A 25,839-nucleotide genomic window follows, 5' to 3' on the forward strand; every position below is an offset into this window, starting at 1 on the left:
GGTAGCGTTCCGTACGGTGGAGTCACCGCACGACGAGGGGGTTTGGAGTATGCAGCCGCATTACTGGTTCCGCTGGTTGTCCGTACAGGGCGCGCCGCGCCTCGTCCTGCGCCTGCAGGCGCGCCACGGTGACCCGTTCGCCGAATTGATGGGCGGGCCCGCGGGCTTCGACGACCCGTATCCGCTCATCGAGCGGTTGCGTGGGCAGGGAAGGCTGCTGCGCACCTCCATCGCGTGGGCGACCTTCGACCACGAGCTGTGCCGCGCCATCCTGCGCGACAGCCGTTTCGGTGTGCGCACCACCGAGAGCTTCAACATCCCCAAGCCGCTGCAGAAACTGGCCGAACGCTTCCCGTTGCCGCCGAATCCGGTCGAGCCGCCCTCGATGCTGGTGATCGATCCGCCGGAGCACACGGCCATGCGCAAGCCGGTCGCCTCGGCGTTCACCCCGCGCGCGATCCGCAGGCTCAGCGACCGCGTCGAGACGGTCACCGCGGAGCTGCTGGACGCGCTGCCCGCGCACGGTTCGGCGGACCTGATCCGGTCGTTCGCCGCCCAGGTGCCGATCGCGATCATCTCGGAGATGCTCGGGTTCCCCGACGAGGACAAAGCGCGGTTCCTGCACTGGGGCGATCAGATGACGCCTTTGCTGGACGTCGGCATCCCGTGGCGGGCGTACCGCGACGCGCTGCGCGCCATGGAGGTGATGAACGACTACCTCGACCAGCACATCGAACGATTGCGCCGCGAGCCGGGCGAGGACATCCTCTCCGCGCTGGTCACCGCGGGGGAGCTGGACTCCTACGCGCTCAAGGCCACCGCGAGCCTGCTCATGGGAGCGGGCTTCGAGACGACGGTCAACCTGATCGGCAACGGTGTCGCGCAGCTGCTGGCGCACCCGGATCAGCTGGAGCGGCTGCGCGCGGAACCGGAGCTGTGGCCCAACGCCGTCGAGGAGATCCTGCGCTTCGACTCACCGGTGCAGACCACCGCGCGGACCGCGCTGACCGACGTGGAGATCGATGGGATCACGGTGCGCGAGGGCAACACGGTGGTGCTGTCGCTGGCCGGAGCCAACCGCGACCCGGCGGTCTTCGCCGATCCCGGGCGATTCGACGTCGGGCGCGACAACGCCAAGGAGCACCTGTCGTTCAGCAGCGGCGTGCACGTCTGCCTGGGGGCAAGCCTGGCCAGGATGGAAGGCGTCTACGCGTTGCGAGCCCTCTTCGAGCGGTTCCCCGGACTGCGCCCGGACGGTTCGCCGAAGCGGCGCGCGCTGTTCACCCTGCACGGCTACGAGCGGCTGCCGGTGCGTCTCGGGCAACCCGCGCAGGCGCCGGAGCCGGTCTGATCAACCGGTGGTCTTCCAGACGTAGCGGGTCTTCGGACGCCCGGCCCTGCCGTAGTCCGAGCGCCGGACGACCAGCCCGTCGTCGGCCAGTTTCTCCAGGTAACGCCAGGCGGTGATGCGCGAGACGCCGACCGAGGTCGCGGTGTCCGCGGCGGTCACGCCCTCGCCCTCGGCCGCGCGCACCGTGCGGGAGATCTCGTCGAGGGTCTGCGGCGCGACGCCCTTGGGTGTCGCCGCGCGCTGGTCGGGGGTGCGTAGCGCACTCAGCGCCCGGTCGATGTCGTGCTGGGAGATGGCGCTCTCACCGGCCGGAAGCGCGGTGCGGAACTCGCGGTAACGGTCGAGTTTGTCGCGGAACGCGGCGAAGGTGAACGGCTTCAGCAGATACAGCACGACGCCGTGCGACACGGCGGTGCGCACCATGGCCAGGTCCCGCGCCGAGGTGATGGCGATGACGTCCGGGCGCGGCGCCAGACCGGTCAGCGCGGCGGCGACGTCGAGGCCGCTGGCGTCGGGCAGGCCGATGTCCATCAGCACCAGATCGATCGGCGTGCCCTCGGCCGCCGCGTCGGCCGCCGCGCGCATCGCCTCGCGTCCGGTGTGGGCGACGCCGACGGGCGTGAATCCGGCGATGCGCTCCACGTAGGCGCGGTGCGCCTCGGCGATCAGCGGCTCGTCCTCGACGATCAGCACACGGATCATCGCGCTTCCTTTCGTGGAATCGTCACGGTCACCGCGCTTTCGGGATCCCGTTGGGTGCGGATACTGCCCCCGTGGCGAGCCATCAGCCGGTGGACGAGCGCGAGTCCGAGGCCGTGATGGGCGGCCTTGGTCGAATACCCGCGCTGGGACGCGCGCGCGAACATCTCCGCGGACATGCCGGGACCGCTGTCGGCGACCCGGATGTAGAGCATCGACTCGTCCGCGGCGTCGCGTCGGTGCGCCAGGGTGACCTCCACCCAGCCGGACGTGCTGTCCGCCGCGGCATCGATCGCGTTGTCGACGAGATTACCGACCAGCGTGACGGTTTCGTGGGGGGACAGCGGCTCCACCGAGTCCAGCGCGGTGTCGTCGGTGATGGTCAGCTCGATGCCGCGTTCGGCGGCCTGGTTCACCTTGCCGAGCAGCAACGCGGCCAGGGCGGGCGCGCCCACCGCGGCGAACAGCCGGTCGATCAGCGCCTGGGACAGCTCCAGTTCCGCGGTGGCGAACTCGACGGCCTCGCGATGGCGGCCCAGCTCGACCATGGTGACCACGGTGTGCAACCGGTTGGCCGACTCGTGCGCCTGTGCCTGCAACGACTCCGCGAAGCTGCGCACGGAATCCAATTCGCCCATCACCGCCTGCAGTTCGGTGTGGTCGCGGATGGTCATCACCGTGCCGATCGCCCGGCCTTCCCATTCGACGGTGTCCTGGTTGACCAGCAGGATCCGGTCGGTGGTCACGTGCGTCTCGTCGCGGACGGTGCCCCAGCTCATCCGCTGCAGCGACAGCGGGAGGTCGCTGCGCCGCACCTGGCCCGGCGGCAGATCGAGCAGGCGGCGCGCCTCGTCGTTGACCACCTCGGCGTCCTCGCCGGACGGCCCGAACACCACCAACCCCTCGTGCACCGAATGCAGCACGGCGTCGTGGTGCTCGTACATCACGCGCAGCTCGTCCGGCGCCAGGCCGTGGGTCTGCCGCCGCAGCCTGCGGCTGAGCAGGAATGAACCGCCCGCGGCCAGCACCAGGCCCGCTCCCGCGACGCCCAGGATCACCGGGAGCTGGGTGGCGACCTGGTCGCCGATCTTGGCACGGGTCACGCCCGCGGAGACCAAGGCGACTATCCGCCCGTTGTCGTGCACCGGCGTGACCGCCCGGATCGAGGGGCCGAGCGTGCCGGTGAAGGTCTCGGTGAAGGTCTCGCCGGCCAGCGCGCGATCGATGGTGCCGCTGAACGGCAGCCCGATCATCGCGGGGTTGGTGTGCGTGTAACGGGTCCGGTCCGGCGCCATGACCACGATGAAGTCCATGCCGGTCTCGCGCCGGATCTCCTCGGTCACCGGCTGCAACAGCGCCGTCGGATCCGCGCTGCGCAGCGCGTCGACGGTGGAGGGCGCGTCGGCCACGCTCACCGCGACGTCGGTGACCTCCCTGGTGGTGGTGACGTCGCTGTCGTGCCTGGCGTCCAGGACCGCGAGCACCACACCGATCCCGATCATCACCGCGAGTACGACCAACTGGAAGACGAACGCCTGCCCGGCGAGGGAGAGCCGACCGCGTCTCACAAGCTCTGCCTCCGCTGAACGTAATGCACCAAACAGTGACCGGGATCACCCGGCCGACCATCATTCTGCCTGGAAGGCGTGAGCCACCTCGCGTCGGTACCGTTCGAAGGGAAATCCTCGCTATGAGCGACTCGACTCGCACGCGGCGCGACCGCACTCATTGGCTGTATCTGGCTGTCATCGTGGCGGTGGTTGCGGGCGTCCTGGTCGGCCGGCTGGCGCCCGGCGCCGCGCAGTCGTTCGCCCCGCTGGGGACCATCTTCGTCAACCTCATCGGAATGATGATCGCTCCCGTCATCTTCTGCACCATCGTGCTCGGGATCGGCTCGGTGCGCGCGGCGGCCACCGTCGGCAAGGTCGGCGGGCTGGCCATCGGCTACTTCCTCGTCATGTCGACCATCGCGCTCGGGATCGGCCTGGTCGTCGGCAATCTATTGCAACCCGGCGCGGGACTGAATATCGGCAAGTCGGCCAAAGCCGGTCACGACCTGGCCAACACCGCGCACAGTGCGGGCGGCACCTGGGAATTCATCCAGAACATCGTCCCTTCGACGTTGCTGTCCTCGCTCACCACGGGCAATGTCCTGCAGGCGCTGTTCGTCGCGCTGCTGGTCGGTTTCGCGGTGCAAGCCATGGGCACGGCGGGCGAGCCGATCCTGCGCGGTGTGGCGCTGCTGCAGAAGCTCGTGTTCCGGATCCTGGTGATGATCCTGTGGCTGGCGCCGATCGGCGCGTTCGGGGCGATCGCGAATGTGGTCGGCAAGACCGGCCTGGACGCCGTGGTGAAGCTGGGCACGCTGATGCTGGCGTTCTACCTCACCTGCGTGGTGTTCGTCTTCGGCGTGCTCGGACTGCTGCTGTGGAGCGTCTCGCGGGTATCGATCTTCAAGCTCGTCCGCTACCTCGCGCGGGAGTACCTGCTGATCGTCGCGACCTCGTCGTCGGAATCGGCGCTGCCCCGGCTGATCGCGAAGATGGACCACATGGGCGTGGAACGCACCACCGTGGGCGTCGTCGTGCCGACCGGCTATTCGTTCAACCTGGACGGCACCGCCATCTACCTGACCATGGCGTCGCTGTTCATCGCCGAGGCGATGGGCAAGCCGCTGTCCATCGGCGAGCAACTCGGGCTGCTGCTGTTCATGATCGTCGCGTCCAAGGGCGCGGCCGGTGTGACGGGTGCTGGGCTGGCCACGCTGGCGGGCGGATTGCAGAGTCATCGTCCCGAACTGCTCGACGGCGTCGGCTTGATCGTCGGCATCGACCGCTTCATGTCCGAGGCGCGGGCGCTGACCAACTTCTCCGGCAACGCGGTCGCCACGGTGCTGATCGGTACCTGGACCAAGACCGTGGACGTGGATCGGGTACGCGACGTGCTCGAGCGCAAGGCGCCTTTCGACGAGCGGACCATGGTCGACGACGACCACGGCACGCCCGCGCAGCCGCAGGAGGCCGAGACCAAGGACCTGGTCCAGGCATAGCGCGCGCAGGACGAAGGGCCCGCAGGATCTGCGGGCCCTTCGTGGTGTCCGGGGTCAGGCCGCCCACTTCTCGGGGTGCAGGTGGTGCTGGGTGAGGGCGGTGGCGTGGCCGTGCCCGAAGCCGTGCTCGGTCTTCAGCCATTCGACGAGTTCTTTGTGCGAGGTCAGTCCGGAGTCGCGCATGGCGGTCTTCCACTCCTCGATGGCGCGGCCGTACTTGGCCTCGATGGCGGGGAAGTAGGACGCGGGGCCGTGCGGCTTGGTCGCCATGGTGGTTCTCCTTGCTCGTCGTGCGTTCGTTGGTGCGGACGGCGCGGGCTTCGGAAAGTCGTCGCCGGTCCCGCCCAAGTGTTCGGGATCACCTGAAACAGGATTCGCTATGGCTCGGTGGAGTCCGAAGTGGGCGCGCGCACCGAGGCGGCCCGCGCACGGTCTGGCCACCCTCGAACGCGGCGGCCGTCTTCGACCTGAGCAGCGCGGCCGGCGATCGGACGTCCTGGTGGTGGAGTGGCTCGCCGCGGTCGGCGAGGTCTGGAGGCGGGGCCATGTTCCGGCCTTCGAGAACGAGTCCGGGTCGTCCGGAGCAGGCCTGGCGTCAGGCCATGCTCGAAGCGGTGGGGCGTCCGCACTGACGACGCGCGTCTGGTGCCGTACTGCTGGGTGCGGCGGTGCTGCGGTGTCGGCGACCGCGTCGAGAGCAGGTCGGCCGGTAGCGTGGGGATATGGCTGATGTGGTGGTGGTCGGTTCCGGTCCGAACGGGCTCGCCGCCGCGGTGATCCTGGCCCGGGCGGGACTCGCCGTGGAGGTGTACGAGGCCGAGGCGACGGCTGGGGGTGGATGCCGCACCGCGGAACTGACGTTGCCCGGCTATCGGCACGACCTGTGCGCGGGCGCGCACCCGATGGCGGCGGCCGCGCCGTTCTTCCGCGCGTTCGACCTGACCGCGCACGGCGTCGACCTGCTCGCGCCGGAGGTCTCCTACGCGCATCCGCTCGACGGCGGCGTGGCCGGACTGGCCTGGCGGGACCTGGAACGGACGGTCGACGATCTCGGCGCCGACGGCCCGGCCTGGCACAAACTGTTCGCTCCGCTGGTACGGCACTGGCCGGACGTGGTCGACCTCGCGATGTCGGATCTGCGCCGCGTCCCGTCCGGGCTCGCCACCGCGATGCGTTTCGGCCTGCGCACCCTGGAGCAGGGCTCGCCGCTGTGGGACATCAGGTTTCGCGAACAGGTCGCGCCCGCCCTGTTGACCGGCATCGCGACGCACGCGATCATTCCGCCGCGTGCCATCACGGCCGCGGGCGCGGCGCTGATGCTCGGCGCACTGGCCCATGTCGGGGGCTGGGTGATTCCGCGCGGCGGCAGTCAGGCCATTCCCGACGCGCTCATCGCCGAACTCGAACGTCTCGGCGGCCGGGTGCACACCGGGCACCGGGTCGATTCGCTCGACGAGTTCGCCGACGCGCGCGCTGTCCTGCTCGACCTGGCTCCCGCCGAACTGCTGCGCATCGCCGAGCACCGGTTGCCCGCGCGGTACGCGAAGCGGCTGCGGCGATTCCGGTACGGCGGTGCGGCGTGCAAGATCGACTTCGCGCTCTCCGGACCGGTGCCGTGGCAGGCCGAGGGCTGCGCGCTGGCCGGAACGGTGCACGTGATCGGCACCCGCGCCGAGGCCATGGCCGCCGAGCACGCCGTGGCCATGGGGCGGCACGCCGAACGGCCCTATGTGCTGTCCATTCAGCCGGACGTGGTCGATCCCACTCGCGCACCCGCGGGCGGCCACACGTTCTACACCTACGCCCACGTGCCCAACGGCTCCACCCGCGATGTCAGCGCCGAGGTGATCGCTCAGGTCGAGCGGTTCGCGCCGGGTTTCCGCGATCTGATCGTCGCGAAGAACGTGATCACCGCCGCAGAGATGCCCTCGCACAACGCGAACTACATCGGCGGCGACATCTCCGCCGGGGCGATGACCCTGCGGCAGTTCGCCTTCCGTCCCGCCCCGCGCTGGAACCCCTACGCCACACCGATCCCGGGTGTCTACCTGTGCTCGTCAGCGACCCCGCCCGGCCCGGGAGTCCACGGCATGAGCGGGCTGCACGCCGCGCGCCACGCCCTGCGCGACCGTTTCGGGGTTCGCACCGATCCCCTCGATCTGTTACGCGCTCCCGCTCTCCAGCACCGCTGACCGCGCAGGTCCCCGCGCGAGTGGGATGTCCCGCCTAGCCCTTGGCGAGTTCGGTGCGGTAGAGGTCGGGTTCGAGGTAGATGACGCGCGCCGCGGGCACCGCCGCGCGGACGCGGGACTCGGCGTCGTCGATGGCGTCGGCGATCGCCGCGACGTCGAGCCCGGGCACCACGCCGACCTTCGCGGCCACGAGCAGCTCCTCCGGGCCGAGGTACTGGGTCTTGAGGTGGATCACGCGGTCGATGCGCGTCTCGTCGACCAGGTTCGCGCGGATCCGCCGGTTCTCCTCCGGCGTCGCGCCCTCACCGATCAGCAGGCTTTGCATCTCCACGATCAGCACGATCGCGATGACGCCGAGCAGGCCGCCGATGGCCAGCGTGCCGACGCCGTCCCAGATCGGGTCGTGGGTGAGCATGGTCAGGCCGACACCCGCGAACGCGAAGACCAGACCGATCAGCGCGCCGGTGTCCTCCAGCAGCACCACCGGCAGCTCCGGGCTGCGCGAATTGCGGATGAACCGCCACCAGCTCGCGCCGCCCTTGAGCGGCGCGGACTCGCGCACCGCCGTGGTGAAGCTGTAGGTCTCCAGCGCGATCGCGATCACCAGGATGACGATCGCCACGATCGGCGAACTCAGTTCCTCCGGGTGCTGGATCTTGTGGATGCCCTCGTAGATGGCGTAACCGGAGCCGAGGGTGAACAACACCAGCGCCACGATGAACGAGTAGAAGTAGCGATTGCGCGCGTAGCCGAACGGGTGCAGCTCGTCGGCTTCCTTCGCGGCGCGCTGCTGTCCCAGCAGCAGCAGACCCTGGTTGCCCGTGTCGGCCACGGAATGCACGGCCTCGGCGAGCATCGACCCCGATCCCGTGATCGCCGCACCGACGAACTTCGCCGCGGCGATCCCCGCGTTCGCGGTCAACGCCGCGATGATCGCCTTCTTGCCACCGCCAGCCGACATGGAAGCATGTCCTCTCTGTTTTCCACCTACCGCGAACAGACTAGGGCACCGGGTACCAGGCGTTCCGGATCGGTCAGCCGGCCGCACCGACGCAGGCGCAGAACAGCTGGACCGCACCGTCCACCGCCTGCGCGCGAATGTCGGTGTCGGCGGCGGAGATCCAGGCCGCGGCGCCCCGGGTGAGCTCCAGCGACGAGCCCTCCCGGAACAGCCGCACCGTCCCCGCCGTGCACAGCACGATGCCCGGCCCCGCCGCGGTCAGCGGCACCCGCGCGGAACCGGCGACCAGGTCGAAGCGGCGCAGCGCGAACTCCGGGGCGGGCGTGCGATAGCGCACCGAGCCGTCGCCGGCCGGTTCGGGCAGCACCACCGGCAGGCCGATCGGCTCGAAATCCAGCACGCGCAACAGTTCCGGCACGTCGACGTGCTTGGGGGTGAGGCCGCCGCGCAGGACGTTGTCGGAGTTCGCCATGATCTCCACGCCCACCCCGCGCAGGTAGGCGTGCAGGTTCCCGGCCGCGAGGAACAAGCCCTGCCCGGGCTCCAGCGTCACGCGGTTCAGCAGCAGCGCCGCCAGCACACCCGCGTCGCCGGGATATGCCTCGGCCAGCTCGAGCGTCGTGCGCGCCTCGGCCGTGAACTCGCGGGAGCCCTTGCCGGACAGGTACCGCACACACCCGTCGAGCACCTCGGGCAGCAACGTGGCCAGCACATGCTGCGGCAGCGTGATCCAGGTCGTGAACAGTGTGCGCAGGCCCGCCGAATCCGGCTGGGCGGCAAGGAGTTCGCAATAGGAGCGCAACCCGTCCACCGACAGTGCGCGCAGCAACGCGACGGTGCGGTCCGGATCGCGGAAACCGGCCAGCGCCTCGAATCGCTCCAGCGCGACGACCAGCTCCGGCTTGTGATTGTCGTCGCGGTAGTTGCGCAGCGGGGAATCCAACGGCACCTTCGCCAGATTCTCCCGATCGAAGCCGGCCCGCGCCTGCTCCGTGCTCGGATGCGCCTGCAGCGACAGCGGTTCCTCCGCGGCCAGGACCTTGAGCAGGAACGGCAGCTTCCCGCCGAATCGGTCTGCGGCGAAGCCCAGCTCCCGGTCCGGATCGCCGGCGATCAGGTCCAGCAGCGAGGTGGTGCCGTCGCCGACGCGCACGTGCGCCGGGTCGGCGGGGTGAGCGCCGAACCACAGTTCGGCCTCCGGATGCGCGGACGGCACCGGCCTGCCGCACAGCTGAGCGAGCGCGGTGCGCGAGCCCCAGGCATACGAGCGCAGCGCACCAACGAGTTCGTGCACTAGTAGCTTCCCCCGTACTGCCCCTGGCTGTCGGCGGCGGCGGTGCGCGAGCCGATCAGGCGCAGGTAGGCGGCGGCCATCTCCAGTCGCAGCGCGAGTACCGCGAGCTGTTCGAGCTCGGTGCCGTTCGCGGGCGCGGGCTCCTCGGCGCGGGCCGGTGCGGGGGCGGCGGGGTCGGTCATCTCGGTGTGCAGCAGGTCGACGTCGGCATTCACCAGATCGGCGTCCACCAGGTTCGGTCCCTCCCCGCCGAACACCGCGATGCGGCGGCGCGCGGCCGCGCGATCGCGATCGGCGCTGAGCACGAACACCCGGATGCGCTCCACCGGGGCGGGGCCGTCCAGTTCCTCGTCGTGGAACAGCGGATCGAAGCCGGGCGCGGATTCGCCTGCCGCCTCGGCCATCCGGGTCCGCGCCGCCACGGCCTCGGCCAGATCCACCGCGGTGGCGACCTTGCCCGCGGACTGCAGCAGCACCTCGGCGCCGTGCTCGGCCAGTTCAGCGGCCGCCGGGGAATCGCCCGCGAGCACGATGCCGTGCTGTTGCATGCGGGCGGCCAGCGTCTTGGCCGGGTTGTGGAACACCTCGTTGTGCGGGCCGTCGCGCAGCGCCTCGGCGTCCAGCACGTCGGCCAGTTCGGCGAGTTCCGGGACGACGGGCCCGGTGCGCTGCGGGTCGACCGCGCGCAGCACCGCGATTCCGGCGGCCAGGAAGCGCAACAGGCGGTTGTGCCCGAGTACCTGCACCCGTGGCTCCAGCACGGCGGCGCGTCCGGCCGCGGCGGCGCGCAGCGGCCCCTCGTGCGGCGCGGCGACGACCACCTCGGCGCCGCGGCGCAGCGCCCGGTCGACGGCATCGATCAGGCGAGGATCGCCCGCGTCGTCGCCGGAGACCAGGACGACGTCCAGCGGCCCCACCCACGGCGGAAGAGCGGCGGCGGGCACCACGGGTAGGCCGGCACGATCGCCGAGCGCGGCTACGAGCAGTCCGGCGGCACGCGCGGCCCGTCCGGAACCGGAGACCAGCACCACGCTGCGGGGCCGCAGATCGGCCAGCCGGGCCAGCGCGTCCTCACCCACGGCCGCCGCGGTAGCGCGTACCTGGGCGCCGCCGGAGGCGGCCGAGCGAAGGGCGCCGCCTGCGTCGGCGGCCTCGAGTGATGCGGCATCGTCGAGGTCGAGCACCGGTGTTCCAGCGATCATCGGGCGTCCCACCTCCCCTCATCGCGCTGTGTCTTTTCCGCCCCCACGCCCTCCCGGTCCGGCTGCGACAGCGAGACCGGGGCGGGCGAATCCAAGGCCTGTGATTCCACTATTCCAGTCAGGAGCGCACGATGCTCAGGATCTCGGTCACGAGTGCGTCTACTTCCTCCGCCGATCGGGCCTCGACGTTCAGCCGGAGCAAGGGCTCGGTGTTGGACGCGCGCAGGTTGAACCACGCGTTGTCGGCCAGTTGCACGGTCACCCCGTCCAGCCTGTCCACCGAGTGCGCCCGGTCGGCGAAGGCGTCCACCACGGCCATCGTCCGCTCCTTGGCGTCGGCCACGGTGGAGTTGATCTCACCCGAGGCCGCGTAGGTCGCGTAGGAGGCCATCAGCTCCGACACCGGCCGATCCTTCTCGCCGAGCGCGGCCAGCACGTGCAGCGCCGCGAGCATCCCGGAGTCGGCGCCCCAGAAGTCGCGGAAGTAGTAGTGCGCGGAGTGCTCGCCGCCGAACACCGCTCCGGTGGCGGCCATCTCCTGCTTGATGAACGAGTGGCCGACCCGCGTGCGCACCGGCGTTCCCCCGAGCTCGTGCACCAGCTCCGGCACCGCGCGGGAAGTGATCAGGTTGTGGATGATCACCGCGCCGGGTTCCTTGGCCAGTTCGCGCTCTGCCACCAGGGCGGTGATCGCCGACGGCGACACCGGGTCGCCGTTCTCGTCGACCACGAAGCAGCGGTCGGCGTCGCCGTCGAAGGCCAGCCCGATGTCCGCGCCGGTTTCGCGGACCAGCTTCTGCAGGTCCACCAGGTTCGCCGGGTCCAGCGGGTTGGCCTCGTGGTTCGGGAAGCTGCCGTCCAGCTCGAAGTACAGCGGCACGATCTTCACCTGGGGCAGGGCGCCGAGCACCGCGGGCACCGTGTGGCCGCCCATGCCGTTGCCCGCGTCCACCGCGATGGTGAGCGGGCGGATGCCGCCGAGCTCGACGAGGCCGCGCAGGAATTCCGCGTACTCGGTGAGCAGGTCCAGTTCGGTCGCGGTGCCGCGCTCGCCCGCGTACTCGGGCACGCCGTCGATCAGTTCGCGCTTGATCGTGGCCAGACCGGTGTCCTGTCCGACCGGGAGCGCTTTGGCGCGGCACAGCTTGATGCCGTTGTACCGGGCGGGGTTGTGGCTGGCGGTGAACATGGCGCCCGGGCAGTCCAGCCGGCCGGAGGCGAAGTACAGCTGGTCGGTCGAAGCCAGGCCGATGTGCACGACGTCGAGGCCCTGGCCGAGCGCGCCGTCGGCGAAGGCGGCCGACAGCTCGGGGGAGGAGTCGCGCATATCGTGCCCGATGACGATCCGGTGCGCGCCCTCGGCGCGCATCAGCCGTGCGAAGGACGCGCCGACGTCCCTGACGAAATCCGCGTCGATCTGATCACCGACCACGCCGCGAACGTCGTAGGCCTTGATCACCGCGTTCACGAATTCGGCAGAGCGGGCGACTGTCATGCCCAACACCCTAGTGGTTGCGCCGGACCGGTCCGACATCGTCCTCGTCCGATCAGGACGGCGGGTCCGGAAGGACGCGCAGATGGCCGCGGCGACCCGTGCGTGTGGTGCGCGGCGGCGGGGGAGCGTAGTCGCGATAGCCGCGCTGCTCGCGCTCCGGCGGGCGGCGGCGTAGCCCCGCCTCGCGCACCGCCTCGGCGAGCGCGGTCAGATCGTCGTCATCCGGTGTGCTGGAGGAGAATCCACCTTCGTGGCGAACCAGTTCCCAGCCCTTCGGAGCGGTGATGCGTGAGCCGTGCGTTTCGCAGAGATCCCAGGAGTGCGGTTCGGCGACCGTCGCGAGTGGTCCGACCACTGCCGTCGAGTCCGAGTACACATAGGTGAGCGTCGCGACGGCCGGATTCTTGCAGCCTGGTCGGCAGCAACGACGCATGGGAATCACGCCGATGAGAGTAACCCCCCTGGCGCGTCGATGGGGACAGACACGCTTGAAGAATCTCGGTCCGCGCGTCGCGAAACGAGGACAGCACGGCGCTCCACAGGCCGCGACGCGGCTTGCGGTGATCTGCACGACGTAGCCCGCCGCGCGGACAACGGTGTCCCGATCGGCAACGCGAGTGGTTCGTCGCGGCTGAGAGTGCCGGAGTACCCGAGATCGACCGGCCTACACGCGTGCGCGTCTGCCCCGCAACGGCATTCGAGGGCCGCCGCCACGTGGACGGGTAGGACTCACTCGGCTTCCGGATCGATCACGTCCGGGTCGACGCCGAGGTAGGTCGCGACCTGCTGGACCAGCACTTCCCGCAGCAGATCCACCAGGTCGTCGGGGTCGCTGGCGCGCAGCTCGAGCGGCTTGCGGAACAGCACCACCCGCGCCCGGGTCGCCGCGCCGTGCCGGTCGACGCCGGCCGGGATGAGCCGCGAGAGGGGCACCGGGCCGTCGGCGACCACCTCATCCGGCCAGGTGACCGAATCGGGATGCAGCGGACGGATCTTCGGAACGTCGTCGACCGCGATGTCGAGTTTGGTGAGCCGGTCGTGCCAGCGGGAGTCCAACGGGGCGAACGCCTCCAGGACCAGCCGGTCGAACTTCTGGCCGCGGGTCCGCCAGGCGGGAACCGTGGGTGGCAGCATCGGCCCGCGCACTCCGCGGCCGCGGCGGATCACCGACCGGGCGGTCGGCGGTCGGCGCTTACGGGAACGTGCCATGAGACAAAATCTAGGCCAGCGGGCTCGTGTCGTCCGCACCGAGGCGGTCGGCGAGCTGTCCGGTCGTGTCGCGCGAGCCCGGAGCGCCCGTGGACGGGCGGCTCCGGGCTTCGCGTACGTCTGTCAGCCGATGCCGCGCTTGAGGCGGCGGCGCTCCCGCTCGGAGAGGCCACCCCAGATACCGAAGCGCTCATCGTGCGCGAGCGCGTATTCCAGGCACTCGTCGCGTACCTCGCAGCCCATGCAGATCCTTTTGGCCTCGCGGGTCGAGCCGCCCTTCTCGGGGAAGAACGCCTCTGGATCGGTCTGCGCGCACAGGGCGCGCTCCTGCCACTGCTCTTCGATGGATTCGAACATCTCGTCGAAGCCGGTCACGACCAGGCTGAGCCGGGGCGCCGTGACTCCGTCACCCCCCTCTTGGTCCTTCCAGCCGCCGTTATCTGCGCAGACGCCACGTGCTGCGCCTGCTGTGGAATCGGTCGGCGAGACCATCTCGTTGGCCACGCTCCGCCTCCTCACTGTGTGTTAGCGCAGAATGATTCTTTCCGTCGGACCAACACTCGCACCGACGGCCATACCCCGCGACGTTGTCCCGCGGACGTCCCCGAGCTTGTCATACCGATGCGAACATCTGTTCGAAAAGCGGTTCGCGCGTTGACCTCTCGCGCGAACCCGGAATGACATGACTGTGATTAGACACGCCGGACGCGTCGATGGTCAAGCCGCCGTCGCTATTCCGTTACTATCCGCAGCCGCATTCCGAGTCTGTCTTGTGATCTGCGATAGCAAATGTATAGCAAATTTGCCGCGAACGGGAGGGTTCGCGTCAACGCATAGGCTGTGCGGATGTGACTGGACAACAAGCGGACGTCACGCCCGCGAACGGACCCCGCATCGCCGTGCTGGTCGGCGGCGTCGGTGGCGCGCGTTTCCTTCAGGGCGTCCGGGAACTGCTGCCCGAGGCGGACGTCTCCGCGATCGTGAACGTCGGCGACGACGTCTGGATGCACGGGCTCCGGATCTGCCCCGACCTCGATACCTGCATGTATACGCTGGGTGGAGGCATTGATACCGAGCGTGGCTGGGGCCGGGTCGGCGAGACCTGGCACGCCAAGGAGGAACTCGCGAAATATCACGCGCAGCCGGACTGGTTCGGCTTGGGCGACCGCGATATCGCCACGCATCTGATCCGTACCGAAATGTTGCGCGCCGGGTACCGGCTCTCCGCGGTCACCGAGGCGCTGTGCAACAGGTGGCAGCCCGGCGTGAAACTGATCCCGGCAACCGACGATCGCTGCGAAACGCATGTCGTGGTGACCGATCCGGACAACCCTGGCGAACGGCGCGCGATCCATTTTCAAGAGTGGTGGGTTCGCTACCGCGCGAACATCGACACCCATGGATTCGCCACAATTGGCGCCGATGAAGCCAAACCTGCCCCAAATGTGATCGATATCATAGAATCCGCCGACGTGGTCCTCCTCGCGCCGTCGAACCCCGTCGTGAGCATCGGCGCCATCCTCGCGGTGCCCGGGATCCGCGGCGCGCTGCGCACCACCGCGGCCAAGGTGATCGGCGTTTCCGGCGTGATCGACGGCAAGCCGTTGCGCGGCATGGCCGACGAGTGCCTGTCGGTGATCGGGGTGGAGACCACGGCCGAGGCGATCGGCCGGTACTACGGCGCGCGTTCGGCCACGGGGATCCTGGACGGCTGGCTGATCCACAGCACCGACACCGCCGAGGTGCCCGGGGTCGAGGTGCGCAGCGTGCCTTTGTTGATGACCGACCCGCCCACCACCGCCGAAATGGTGCGTCAGGCCCTGGATCTCGCTGGAGTCGCCCTGTGACCACACCCATCGATCACGCGGCCGGGGAGCTGCGCATCCTGCCCGTCACCGGGCTGCCCGAATTCCGTCCCGGCGACGACCTCGCCGCGCACATCGCCCGCTGCGCGCCCTGGCTGGCCGACGGGGACGTGCTGGTGGTGACCAGCAAGATCGTCGCCAAGGTCGAGGGGCGCATCGTGCAGGCGCCGCTGGACCCCGAGGAGCGCGACGCCGCCCGGCGCAGGCTCGTGGACCAGGAGGCGGTGCGGGTGCTCGCCCGCAAGGGCCGCACCTTGATCACCGAGAACAAGCTGGGGATCGTGCAGGCGGCCTCCGGCGTGGACGGCTCGAACGTCGAGCAGGGCGAACTCGTGCTGCTGCCCGTCGACCCGGACGCCAGCGCCAAGGCGTTGCGCGCCGCGCTCGCCGAGCGGCTGGGCGTGACGGTCGCGGTGGTCGTCACCGACACGATGGGCCGTGCCTGGCGCAACGGGCAGACCGACGCCGCCATCGGCGCGGCGGGCCTGCGGGTGCTGCACGACTACGCCGGCGCGGTCGACGGTCAGGGCAACGAGCTGTTCGTCACCCAGGTGGCCGTGGCGGACGAACTGGCCGCGGCCGCCGACCTGGTCAAAGGCAAACTCGGCGGTGTCCCGGTCGCCGTGGTGCGCGGGTTGCCGATCGTCGACGACGGCTCGGGCGCCGCCGATCTGCTCCGCGGCGGCACCGACGACCTGTTCTGGCTCGGCACCGCGGAGGCGATCGAACGCGGCCGCAGAGAGGCGATCCTGCTGCGTCGCTCGATCCGCCAGTTCTCCGACGCGCCCGTCGATCCCGAGCGCGTCCGCTCGGCGGTGTCGGTCGCGCTGACCGCGCCCGCTCCGCACCACACGCGCCCTGTGCGGTTCGTGTGGCTGCGTACGCCGGAACTGCGCGCTCGGCTGCTCGAGGCGATGGCGGAGAAGTGGCGAGCGGATCTGACCGCGGACGGCCTGCCGCCGGAACGGATCGAGCGCCGGGTCGCCCGCGGGCGCATCCTGTTCGACGCGCCCGAGGTGATCATCCCGTTCTGCGTGCCGGACGGCGCGCACGACTATCCGGACGAGCGCAGGCGGGCGAACGAGCGCACCATGTTCACCGTCGCGGTGGGCGCCGCGGTGCAGGGCCTGCTGGTCGCGTTGGCGACCGAGGGGATCGGCAGTTGCTGGATCGGGTCGACGATCTTCGCGCCGGAGGTCACGCGTGCGGTGCTGGGCCTGGCCGAGGACTGGAGCCCCCTGGGCGCCATCGCCGTCGGTCATCCGCTCGAGGACCTGACTCCGCGGCAGCCGACGGGTGCGGGCGCAGGGCTGGTCGAGCTGTGAAGCGCCTCCTCTCCGCCGCGCGGGAGAAGCGCCGGTGAGCGCGGAGTCGCTGCACGCTTCGGCCACCGAACTGCTCGAAACCTGGTGTCCGGCAACCGGTCCGGAGCGATCGCTGCGTGAGGCGATGCTGGCCTTCCTCGGTTCGGCCCCGCGGGGTTGCCTGCGCGAGCACGCGCCGGGCCATATCACCGCCTCCGCGGTCGTCTTCTCCCACGACGGGCGGGAGGTGCTGCTCACCCTGCACCCGCGGGTGGGACGCTGGATCCAGCTCGGCGGCCACTGCGAGGAGCGGGACGAGACGGTCGCGGGCGCCGCGCTGCGTGAAGCCACCGAGGAGTCCGGCATCGCGGACCTGCGGCTGGCGCCGGGGTTGTACGGCGCGCAGGCGCACCCCATCACCTGCTCGCTGGGCGTGCCCACCAGACATCTGGACCTCCTGTTCCGCATCACCGCCCCCGCCGGTGCGATCCCGGTGCGCAGCCACGAATCGACCGACCTGCGCTGGTGGCCGGTGAACGCGCTGCCCATCGACGCCGACGTCCTGCTGCGGTGAGCTAGCCGCATTCCAACGCGTGAGCCCCGGTCGGATGCCCATCCGGCCGGGGCTCACGTCGTCCGCGCCCGACGACGTTTACAAATTGCCTCATTTGTCTAGACATACGACAAATGTCCCTATATCGTCCATAGGTGAGGTAATGCACGTCACATGTGACGTGCCGTTCGGGAATGGAGACAACGATGTCGACGCACGCCGACACGTCCGCCCAGCCGGTCGAGGTACCGGCCTGGCGGGATCGCAAGCGCTACATGTGGCTGTGGGGTTTGTTCGCCCCGGCCGGCCTGTTCCTCATCGGCCTGCCGCTGATCTGGGGCTTGAACGAGCTGGGCTGGCATCGCCTCGCGCAGGTGCCGTTCTGGCTCGGGCCGATCCTGGTCTACGTGCTGATCCCGATCGCGGACATCTTCTTCGGACCGGACGGCGACAACCCGCCCGACGAGGTGATGGAGTACTTGGAGAACGACAAGTACTACCGCTACCTCACCTACCTGTATCTGCCGCTCCAGTACGCCACGCTGCTCATGGCGGCCTACCTGATCACCGCCGACGAGGTGAGCTGGCTCGGCATCGACGGCGGCCTGCACGTGGTGGACAAGATCGGGCTGGCGATCACCGTCGGCATGATCGGCGGCATCGGCATCAACACCGCGCACGAACTCGGCCACAAGAAGGTCGACCTGGAGCGCTGGCTGTCCCGCATCGCCTTGGCCCAGTCCTGCTACGGGCACTTCTACATCGAGCACAACCGCGGCCACCACGTACGCGTCGCCACGCCCGAGGATCCGGCGAGCTCTCGGGTCGGCGAGACGTTCTGGGCGTTCTGGCCGCGCACCGTGTGGGGCAGCCTGAAGTCGTCCTGGCGCCTGGAGAAGGTCCGGCTGGAACGGCTCGGCAAGAAGCCGTGGAGCCTGCGCAACGAAGTGCTCAGCGCGTGGCTGATGTCGGTGGCGCTGTTCGCGGTCCTGATCGCGGTGTTCGGCATCGAGCTGCTGCCGTACCTGATCCTGCAGGCGGTAGTGGGCTTCAGTCTGCTGGAGGCGGTCAACTACCTCGAGCACTACGGTCTGGTGCGCCAGCGCACGGCCGGCGGCCGCTATGAGCGCCCCGCCCCGGTGCACAGCTGGAACAGCGACCACATCGTCACCAACATCTTCCTGTACCACCTGCAGCGGCACAGCGACCACCACGCCTACCCCACCCGGCGTTACCAGACGCTGCGCAGCTGGGACGGCGCGCCGAACCTGCCGAGCGGCTACGCGAGCATGATCCTGCTCGCCTACTTCCCGCCGCTGTGGCGCCGCGTCATGGACAAGCGGGTGCTCGCGCACTACGACGGCGACATCACCCGCGCCAATATCGATCCGCGCAAGAGGGAGAAGGTGCTGGCGCGCTACGGCTCCGCCGATGCCGGAGGTGCCGAAAGGGAGACAGCGTGAGCGCGTATCGCTGCCCCGTCTGCGACTACGTTTTCGACGAGGCGAAAGGTGCGCCGCACGAGGGCTTTCCGGCGGGCACCCGGTGGGAGGCGGTTCCGGACGACTGGTGCTGCCCGGACTGTGGTGTACGGGAAAAGATCGACTTCGAGCCGATAGGGACATAGGACGACGAAATGACGGAGTACAAGCTCTACCAGTGCATCCAGTGTGGTTTCGAATACGACGAAGCCGAGGGCTGGCCGGAGGACGGCATCGCGCCGGGCACCCGCTGGGACGACATCCCCGACGACTGGACCTGTCCGGACTGCGGCGCCGCCAAGGCGGATTTCTACATGGTCGAAATCGAACGGTCGTGAGATTTTGACTGCGGCAGGCGCCCGTGACAGGGTCGCGGGTATGCCGCGCAACGGAACCAGGATTCCCTACCAGGAGGCCGCGCGGGACCTGCTGCGGACGTCGGTCCTGGACGCGATGCGCGAACTGCTCACCGAGCGGGATTGGTCCAAGATCACGCTCGGTGACGTCGCGGCCAGGGCGGGCGTGAGCAGGCAGACGCTGTACAACGAATTCGGCTCGCGCAGCGGCCTCACCCAGGCCTACGCGCTGCGCCTGGCCGACTTCCTGGTCGATCACGTCGACGCCGCGATCAACGGCAACGTCGGCGACGTCCGCGCCGCGTTCCGCGACGGGATGGCCAACTTCTTCTTCGACGCGGCGTCCGACCCGCTGGTGCAGTCCCTGGTCGCGGGCGAGGTGAAGCTGGATCTGCTGCGCCTGATCACGCTCGACGCGGGACCTTTGCTCGAGCACGCGACCGAACGGCTGTCGCGCGCCTTCCAGCACAGCTGGGTGGCATCGACGGCGGCCGAATCGGACGTGATCGCGCACGCGCTGGTGCGCATCGCCCTCAGCTACATTCCCACTCCGCCCGGTCCTGGCCGCGACGCGCCCGCGGAATTGAGCGCGCTGCTGAGTCCTTACGTCGAAGCGATCCTCGCCGCGCGGGTGCAGAGCTGAGCCGCGCGAGCCACCGCTCGCGACCTGGCGCATATGCAGCACATTAAAAACCGACTGCACGGCTTGTAATAGCGATCACGTTTCAACCGACGGCATCGTTGTAACGGACCACAAGTCACGAAGTATTCTCAGGCGACGGTGTTCGGGTCTTCTCTGAGTGGAGCAAAAGTGCAAACGGTTGGCAAACGGGTGGGATCGCCCGATCCCAAACGCCATCTGTGGGTTCTCGGCTTGCTCGCGCCGTCGTCGGCCTTGCTGCCCTCACAACTGGTGCTGCACACCGGTCTCGAGGTGTTCTGGTGGATCGGCCCGATCATCGTGCTGATCGTCATCCCGGTGCTGGACTGGTCGATCGGCGTGGACGGCAGCAATCCGAAGGACGAGGACTACGAGCTGCTCTCCAACGACCGGTACTACCGGTGGTGCACCTACTTGATGCTCCCGGTGCAGCTGATCGGCCTGGTGATCGCGAGCTACATGTGGGCCGGTGACGACCTGAGCGTGGTCGACAAGCTCGGTCTGGCGACGACCCTCGGATTCGTCAGCGGCATCGGCATCAACGCCGCCCACGAACTCGGGCACCGGGTGGAGCACCTGGAGCGCTGGCTGGCCAAAATCGCGCTGGCCCAGTCCGGATACGGGCACTTCTTCGTCGAGCACAACCGCGGCCATCATGTGCGGGTGGCGACACCGGAGGATCCGGCCAGCGCCCGGCTGGGGGAGTCGCTGTGGGAGTTCCTGCCACGCAGCGTTTCCGGCAGTTTCCGGTCCGCGCTAGCACTCGAGCGGGAGCGGCTCGCGCGCAAGGGCAAGGGCTGGTGGAGCGTGCACAACCACATCCTGCAGGCATGGTCGATGACGCTGGTGCTGTTCGGCGCGCTGATCGCGGCGTTCGGCTACCAGGTGCTGCCGTGGCTGCTGTTGCAGGCCGTGATCGGCATCGGCCTGCTGGAGACGGTGAACTACGTCGAGCACTACGGATTGCTGCGGGCGCGCCGCGCGAACGGCATGTACGCTCGCTGCTCGCCGCGCGACAGCTGGAACAGCGACCACCTGGTCACCAACATCTTCCTGTTCCACCTGCAGCGGCACAGCGACCACCACGCCAATCCGGGCCGCCGCTACCAGACCCTGCGTACCTCCGAGCAGGCCCCGCAACTGCCCGCGGGCTACGCCGCCATGATCGTGCTGGCCGCCATCCCGCCGCTGTGGCGGTGGATGATGGACGACCGCGTCCTCGCCCACTACGGCGGCGACATCACCTTGGCGAACATTCAGCCGCGCAAGCGGGGCCGCATCCTGGCGGCGCGCGGGGCGACGGCGTAACGGGCGCTGCGGTCGCCGGGTCCCGGCCCGGCCGGTGCGAAGAGCGGCCGCGTCGTCCGCCCCCGGTCGTGAGCGACTAGCCTTGCCTCGGTACTTGCCGAACCAGGAGAGGCTGATGACCACCTCAGAACTTCCCGCACGCACGTCGTTGACCGCCGATGTCCGCAACGGCATCGACTACAAGGTGGCGGATCTGTCGCTGGCCGATTTCGGCCGCAAGGAGATCCGCCTCGCCGAACACGAGATGCCCGGTCTGATGGCGCTGCGCCGTGAGTACGCCGAGGTGCGGCCGCTGCAGGGCGCGCGCATCTCCGGCTCGCTGCACATGACCGTGCAGACCGCGGTGCTGATCGAGACCCTGACCAGCCTGGGCGCCGAGGTCCGCTGGGCCTCCTGCAACATCTTCTCCACCCAGGACCACGCGGCGGCCGCCGTGGTCGTCGGCCCGAACGGCACCGTCGATGAGCCCAAGGGCACCCCGGTGTTCGCCTGGAAGGGCGAGACGCTGGAGGAGTACTGGTGGGCGGCCGAGCAGATGCTCACCTGGCCGGGCGAGCCGGCCAACATGATCCTCGACGACGGCGGTGACGCCACCATGCTCGTGCTGCGCGGCGCGCAGTTCGAGAAGGCGGGCGTCGTGCCGCCGGAGGACGAGGACCACTCGGCCGAGTACAAGGTGTTCCTGAACCTGCTGCGCGAGCGCTTCGAGACCGACCGCGGCAAGTGGACGAAGATCGCCGAGTCGGTACGCGGCGTCACCGAGGAGACCACCACCGGCGTGCTGCGGCTCTACCAGTTCGCGGCGGCGGGCGAGCTGGTGTTCCCCGCGATCAACGTCAACGACTCGGTCACCAAGAGCAAGTTCGACAACAAGTACGGCACCCGCCACTCGCTGATCGACGGCATCAACCGCGGCACCGACGTGCTCATCGGCGGCAAGAAGATATTGATCTGCGGCTACGGCGATGTCGGCAAGGGCTGCGCGGAATCGCTTGCCGGACAGGGCGCCCGGGTGCAGGTCACCGAGATCGACCCGATCAACGCGCTGCAGGCGCTGATGGACGGCTACGACGTGGTGACCGTGGAGAAGGCGATCGGCGAGGCCGACATCGTCATCACCGCCACCGGCAACAAGGACATCATCACCCTCGACCACATGAAGGCGATGAAGGACCAGGCCATCCTCGGCAACATCGGCCACTTCGACAACGAGATCGACATGGCGGCGCTGGAGCGTTCCGGCGCAACGAAATTGAACATCAAGCCGCAGGTCGATCTGTGGACGTTCAAGGAGACCGGCCGCTCGATCCTGGTGCTGTCGGAAGGGCGTCTGCTCAACCTCGGCAACGCGACCGGCCACCCGTCCTTCGTGATGTCGAACAGCTTCTCCAACCAGGTGATCGCCCAGATCGAGCTGTGGACCAAGCCGGAGGAGTACGACAACGAGGTCTACCGGCTGCCGAAGCACCTCGACGAGAAGGTCGCCCGCATCCACGTCGAAGCGCTCGGCGGCGAGCTGACCAAGCTCACCAAGGACCAGGCCGAGTACATCGGCGTCGACGTCGAGGGCCCGTACAAGCCGGACCACTACCGCTACTGACCGCCCTGCCGGATGTCCCGTCGATGTTCGGTGGCGGGACACCCGGCCCGGCGAACCCCGCCGGAGCAGGGGATGCCCACCGGTCAGCCGGTGGTGGCATCGGGTAGTAGGCGGGGTATTCTCCCTGGTCATGGGAGTGCTGATAGCGGTCGAGGGGCTCGACGGCGCGGGTAAGCGGACGCTGATCGAGCGGGTGGTCGCCGATCTGCGTGGTCGCGGGCTGCGCGTCGCGACGATGGCCTTCCCCCGCTACCGGGTCTCGGTGCACGCCGACCTGGCCGCGGAGGCGCTGCGCGGCGCGCACGGCGACCTCGCGGGCTCGGTCAGCGGCATGGCCCTGCTGTTCGCGCTGGATCGCGCGGACGCCGCAGACGAGCTGTCGAAGCTGTTGGCCGACAACGACGTTGTGCTCCTGGACCGTTATGTCGCTTCCAACGCCGCCTATTCGGCCGCCCGCCTCGGGCAGTCGGCGGACGGCGAAATCGTGGATTGGGTGGGCGAATTGGAGTTCGGCCGATTCGCTCTGCCGGAGCCCGCGCTCCAGGTGTTGCTGGACGTGCCGACCGAACTCGCCGCCGAGCGTGCCCGCAAGCGTGGCGAACTCGACGCCGAGCGCGCGCTCGACGCGTACGAGCGCGACGGCGGTCTGCAGCACCGGACCGGTGCGGTGTACCGTGAGCTGGCCGAACGCCACTGGCGCGGACCGTGGTGGACCTATCGATCCGAGGACGGCCCGGCTTCGCTGGCCGCGCGCATCGCCGAAATCGTTGGTCGATAAGGTTGGTTGTGCCGCGGGTTCGCACCAGTGTTGGCGTGGCGGCCCGATCCTGGCCTGGGAGATGACAACATAGTAGTTATGAAGCCGAAGATTCTGGTCGTCGACGACGATATGGCACTCGCTGAGATGCTGACGATCGTCTTGCGCGGGGAAGGGTTCGACCCGCACGTGGTCGGCGACGGCACACAGGCCCTGGCGGCGGTTCGCGAGATCCGCCCCGATTTGGTGCTGCTGGACCTGATGCTGCCCGGCATGAACGGCATCGACGTGTGCCGTGTGCTGCGGGCCGATTCCGGGGTTCCGATCGTGATGCTCACGGCGAAGACCGACACGGTCGACGTCGTGCTGGGTCTGGAATCGGGCGCCGACGATTACATCGTCAAGCCCTTCAAGCCGAAGGAACTCGTCGCCCGGGTGCGGGCCCGCCTGCGCCGCACCGAGGAGGAGCCCGCCGAGCTGCTGTCGATCGCCGATATCGTGATCGACGTGCCCGCGCACAAGGTCAGCCGCGGCGGCGCGCAGATCTCGCTGACACCGCTGGAGTTCGACCTGCTCGTCGCTCTGGCTCGTAAGCCGCGTCAGGTGTTCACCCGTGAGGTCCTGCTCGAGCAGGTCTGGGGCTACCGGCATGCCGCCGACACCCGCTTGGTGAACGTCCACGTGCAGCGGCTGCGGGCGAAGGTCGAGAAGGATCCCGAGAACCCGGAGATCGTGCTGACCGTCCGCGGTGTCGGTTACAAGGCCGGACCGCCGTGATCCATGGCGTGATCTCGCGTCTCCAACGATCGCTGGCTCCGGTGGTGGCCTGGTTCCAAGCGGTCGGCATTGCCTTAGGCCACCTGTGGCGGCGTTCGCTGCAATTGCGTGTCATCGTGTCCACGCTGACGCTGTCGCTGATCGTCATCACGATTCTGGGCGTCGTGCTGACCAGTCAGATCACCGACCGGCTGTTGGACGCCAAGATCAACGCCGCGGTCGAGGAGATGGACCGTGCGCGCAACACGGTGGAGAGCCAGCTTGCCGGTGTGCACGACATCGGCGCTCAGCCGCAGCGGCTGGAGGAGGCGCGTAACGCGCTGTCCAACCGGGCCGGTACCGGCCGATCCACCGGCGCGGCAGGGAGTTTCGATTCGGCGCTGAGCGTCATCGGCGGGATGCCGCCGCAGCAGATCCCGTCCGGCCCGATCCAGGAGGTGCCCGACGAACTGCGCCGGTTCGTGCAGCGCAACCAGGTCAGCTACCAGTTCGCCACCGTCGACGACGCGGAGGGTTACCGGGGTCGCGCGCTGATCATCGGCAGCCCGAGCGCCGAGATCCCGACCCTGGAGATCTACCTGATCTTCCCGCTGGCCAACGAGGAGCGCAGCCTGTCGCTGATGCGCGGCACCATGCTGGTCGGCGGCATCGTCCTGCTGGTGTTGCTGGCCGCGATCACCGCCCTGGTGACCAGGCAGGTGGTCCTGCCGATCCGCTCCGCGGCCCGGATCGCGGGCCGTTTCGCCGACGGCAGGCTCAAGGAGCGCATGCTGGTGCGCGGCGAGGACGACATGGCTCGACTGGCCCAGGCGTTCAACGAGATGGCCGAGAGCCTGTCCAACCAGATCACCCAGCTGGAGGAATTCGGCAATCTGCAGCGCCGGTTCACCTCGGATGTCAGCCACGAGCTGCGCACTCCGCTCACCACCGTGCGCATGGCCGCCGACCTCATCCACGGCAGCAGCGACGACCTCGATCCCGCCCTGGCCCGCAGCGCCGAGTTGCTGGTCAACGAGCTGGACCGATTCGAGGGCCTGCTCAACGACCTGCTGGAGATCAGCAGGCACGACGCGGGCGTCGCCGAACTCCAGGTCGAGTCGCTGGACGTGCGGATGTGCGCGCGGGCCGCGATCTCGACCGTGCGGCACCTGGCGAAGGACGCCGGCGTCGAGATCATCAGCGACATGCCGGAGGAGCCGCTGGTCGCCGAGGTCGATCCGCGCCGCGTGGAGCGGGTGCTGCGCAATCTGCTCGCCAACGCGATCGACCACAGCGAGGGCAAGCCGGTGCTGATCCGGATGCGGGGCGACGCCGATGCCAATTCCGTCGCCGTTGTCGTCCGCGATCAAGGCGTCGGCCTGCGGCCGGGCGAGGAGAAGCTGGTCTTCAACCGGTTCTGGCGCTCGGATCCGTCCCGTATGCGCCGCTCCGGCGGCACCGGCCTCGGACTGTCGATCAGCGTGGAGGACGCGAACCTGCACGAAGGCAAGCTCGAAGCGTGGGGTGAGGCCGGGCTCGGCGCCAGCTTCCGCCTGACGTTGCCGCTGGTGCGCGGCAAGAAGCTCGGCCCGAGCCCGCTGCCCTTGGAGCCGGCGCGCAAGTCGATGCGCGTCGTGGAGCCGGAACCGCCGGCCGATCGCGGCGCGGCCGACGCGGGTACGGCGGAACCGGCCGTCGCCGAGCCGGGCGGTGCGAGCGCGCCGCGGCGCGACTCGGCCGATCCAG

The 25,839-nt window shown here is 69.3% G+C and carries 24 protein-coding genes and 1 pseudogene; 15 read left to right on the forward strand and 10 right to left on the reverse strand.

Going from position 1 to position 25,839, the window contains the following annotated elements; genetic code table 11:
- The first annotated feature begins 49 nt into the window (after positions 1-49).
- Positions 50-1,351, forward strand: coding sequence for a cytochrome P450 (locus tag QMG86_RS04580; protein WP_281880770.1), 1,302 nt, complete (start codon positions 50-52; stop codon positions 1,349-1,351).
- On the opposite strand, the gene QMG86_RS04585 is transcribed toward QMG86_RS04580, so the two are convergent.
- Together QMG86_RS04585 and QMG86_RS04590 are read right to left on the reverse strand one after the other, a co-directional pair.
- A complete protein-coding gene (locus QMG86_RS04585; RefSeq protein ID WP_281877868.1) occupies positions 1,352-2,053 on the reverse strand; it encodes a response regulator in 702 nt (233 codons plus the stop codon).
- Positions 2,050-3,552: a sensor histidine kinase gene (locus QMG86_RS04590; protein ID WP_281880772.1), complete on the reverse strand. Its 1,503-nt coding sequence runs from the start codon at positions 3,550-3,552 to the stop codon at positions 2,050-2,052. The genes QMG86_RS04585 and QMG86_RS04590 overlap by 4 nt, the downstream gene beginning before the upstream one ends.
- A 188-nt stretch (positions 3,553-3,740) precedes the next feature.
- Here QMG86_RS04590 and QMG86_RS04595 point away from each other — a divergent pair, with 188 nt between their 5' ends.
- On the forward strand, positions 3,741-5,099 hold the full coding sequence (locus tag QMG86_RS04595; RefSeq protein WP_281877869.1) for a cation:dicarboxylate symporter family transporter: 1,359 nt from the start codon (positions 3,741-3,743) through the stop codon (positions 5,097-5,099).
- Between the two features lie 54 nt (positions 5,100-5,153).
- Here QMG86_RS04595 and QMG86_RS04600 read toward each other — a convergent pair whose 3' ends face one another.
- Positions 5,154-5,369, reverse strand: a complete 216-nt coding sequence (locus QMG86_RS04600; protein ID WP_281877870.1) for a DUF4287 domain-containing protein — start codon at positions 5,367-5,369, stop codon at positions 5,154-5,156.
- 452 nt (positions 5,370-5,821) lie between these two features.
- Here QMG86_RS04600 and QMG86_RS04605 point away from each other — a divergent pair, with 452 nt between their 5' ends.
- Positions 5,822-7,291, forward strand: a complete 1,470-nt coding sequence (locus tag QMG86_RS04605; protein WP_281877871.1) for a phytoene desaturase family protein — start codon at positions 5,822-5,824, stop codon at positions 7,289-7,291.
- Between the two features lie 34 nt (positions 7,292-7,325).
- Here the strand turns inward: QMG86_RS04605 and QMG86_RS04610 are convergent, their stop codons facing one another.
- From QMG86_RS04610 to QMG86_RS04640, 7 genes are all read right to left on the reverse strand, one after another.
- A complete protein-coding gene (locus QMG86_RS04610; protein ID WP_281877872.1) occupies positions 7,326-8,252 on the reverse strand; it encodes a cation diffusion facilitator family transporter in 927 nt (308 codons plus the stop codon).
- A 73-nt stretch (positions 8,253-8,325) separates the two neighbouring features.
- A complete protein-coding gene (gene manA, locus QMG86_RS04615) occupies positions 8,326-9,546 on the reverse strand; it encodes a mannose-6-phosphate isomerase, class I (RefSeq protein ID WP_281877873.1) in 1,221 nt (406 codons plus the stop codon).
- A complete protein-coding gene (locus QMG86_RS04620) occupies positions 9,546-10,748 on the reverse strand; it encodes a serine/threonine-protein kinase (RefSeq protein ID WP_281877875.1) in 1,203 nt (400 codons plus the stop codon). The genes manA and QMG86_RS04620 overlap by 1 nt, the downstream gene beginning before the upstream one ends.
- A gap of 118 nt (positions 10,749-10,866) precedes the next feature.
- Positions 10,867-12,243, reverse strand: a complete 1,377-nt coding sequence (locus tag QMG86_RS04625) for a phosphomannomutase/phosphoglucomutase (protein ID WP_281877876.1) — start codon at positions 12,241-12,243, stop codon at positions 10,867-10,869.
- A 52-nt stretch (positions 12,244-12,295) separates the two neighbouring features.
- Entirely contained in the window at positions 12,296-12,676 is a 381-nt protein-coding gene (locus QMG86_RS04630; protein ID WP_039800382.1) for a DUF3499 domain-containing protein, read from the reverse strand.
- 296 nt (positions 12,677-12,972) lie between these two features.
- The gene (locus QMG86_RS04635) at positions 12,973-13,452 is read right to left on the reverse strand and encodes a metallopeptidase family protein (protein ID WP_168434228.1); all 480 of its coding nucleotides are present in this window, start codon (positions 13,450-13,452) and stop codon (positions 12,973-12,975) included.
- 123 nt (positions 13,453-13,575) lie between these two features.
- The gene (locus tag QMG86_RS04640) at positions 13,576-13,809 is read right to left on the reverse strand and encodes a WhiB family transcriptional regulator (RefSeq protein ID WP_029901515.1); all 234 of its coding nucleotides are present in this window, start codon (positions 13,807-13,809) and stop codon (positions 13,576-13,578) included.
- A 536-nt stretch (positions 13,810-14,345) separates the two neighbouring features.
- Here QMG86_RS04640 and cofD point away from each other — a divergent pair.
- From cofD to mtrB, 12 genes and pseudogenes are all read left to right on the forward strand, one after another.
- Positions 14,346-15,299 (forward strand): 2-phospho-L-lactate transferase, encoded by a 954-nt coding sequence (cofD, locus tag QMG86_RS04645; RefSeq protein ID WP_281880774.1) that lies wholly within the window; start codon positions 14,346-14,348, stop codon positions 15,297-15,299.
- Positions 15,296-16,642, forward strand: coding sequence for a coenzyme F420-0:L-glutamate ligase (locus tag QMG86_RS04650; protein WP_281877878.1), 1,347 nt, complete (start codon positions 15,296-15,298; stop codon positions 16,640-16,642). The genes cofD and QMG86_RS04650 overlap by 4 nt, the downstream gene beginning before the upstream one ends.
- Positions 16,643-16,676: 34 nt before the next feature.
- Entirely contained in the window at positions 16,677-17,195 is a 519-nt protein-coding gene (locus tag QMG86_RS04655; protein ID WP_281877879.1) for an NUDIX hydrolase, read from the forward strand.
- Between the two features lie 185 nt (positions 17,196-17,380).
- Positions 17,381-18,637, forward strand: coding sequence for an alkane 1-monooxygenase (locus QMG86_RS04660; protein WP_281877880.1), 1,257 nt, complete (start codon positions 17,381-17,383; stop codon positions 18,635-18,637).
- Complete coding sequence (locus QMG86_RS04665; RefSeq protein ID WP_281877881.1) at positions 18,634-18,801, forward strand: rubredoxin; 168 nt, start codon at positions 18,634-18,636, stop codon at positions 18,799-18,801. The genes QMG86_RS04660 and QMG86_RS04665 overlap by 4 nt, the downstream gene beginning before the upstream one ends.
- A 9-nt stretch (positions 18,802-18,810) precedes the next feature.
- Positions 18,811-18,993 carry a rubredoxin gene (locus QMG86_RS04670; protein ID WP_043730863.1) on the forward strand — a complete coding sequence of 61 codons (183 nt, stop codon included), beginning with the start codon at positions 18,811-18,813 and terminating at the stop codon, positions 18,991-18,993.
- A gap of 40 nt (positions 18,994-19,033) precedes the next feature.
- Entirely contained in the window at positions 19,034-19,654 is a 621-nt protein-coding gene (locus QMG86_RS04675) for a TetR/AcrR family transcriptional regulator (RefSeq protein ID WP_281877882.1), read from the forward strand.
- 189 nt (positions 19,655-19,843) lie between these two features.
- Positions 19,844-20,980, forward strand: a complete 1,137-nt coding sequence (locus QMG86_RS04680; RefSeq protein ID WP_281877883.1) for an alkane 1-monooxygenase — start codon at positions 19,844-19,846, stop codon at positions 20,978-20,980.
- Between the two features lie 115 nt (positions 20,981-21,095).
- The gene (gene ahcY / locus QMG86_RS04685) at positions 21,096-22,580 is read left to right on the forward strand and encodes an adenosylhomocysteinase (RefSeq protein ID WP_281877884.1); all 1,485 of its coding nucleotides are present in this window, start codon (positions 21,096-21,098) and stop codon (positions 22,578-22,580) included.
- Positions 22,581-22,710: 130 nt separating this feature from the next.
- Positions 22,711-23,358, forward strand: a complete 648-nt coding sequence (locus tag QMG86_RS04690; RefSeq protein ID WP_281877885.1) for a dTMP kinase — start codon at positions 22,711-22,713, stop codon at positions 23,356-23,358.
- Positions 23,359-23,436: 78 nt separating this feature from the next.
- Positions 23,437-24,114: an MtrAB system response regulator MtrA gene (gene mtrA / locus QMG86_RS04695; protein WP_039800350.1), complete on the forward strand. Its 678-nt coding sequence runs from the start codon at positions 23,437-23,439 to the stop codon at positions 24,112-24,114.
- Positions 24,114-25,796 (forward strand): annotated as a pseudogene (gene mtrB, locus QMG86_RS04700) (MtrAB system histidine kinase MtrB); the annotation flags it as partial. The gene mtrA and the pseudogene mtrB, both read left to right, overlap by 1 nt.
- Positions 25,797-25,839: the final 43 nt, after the last annotated feature.

This window comes from Nocardia sputorum, from assembly GCF_027924405.1.
GTDB classification, from domain to species: Bacteria; Actinomycetota; Actinomycetes; order Mycobacteriales; family Mycobacteriaceae; genus Nocardia; species Nocardia sputorum.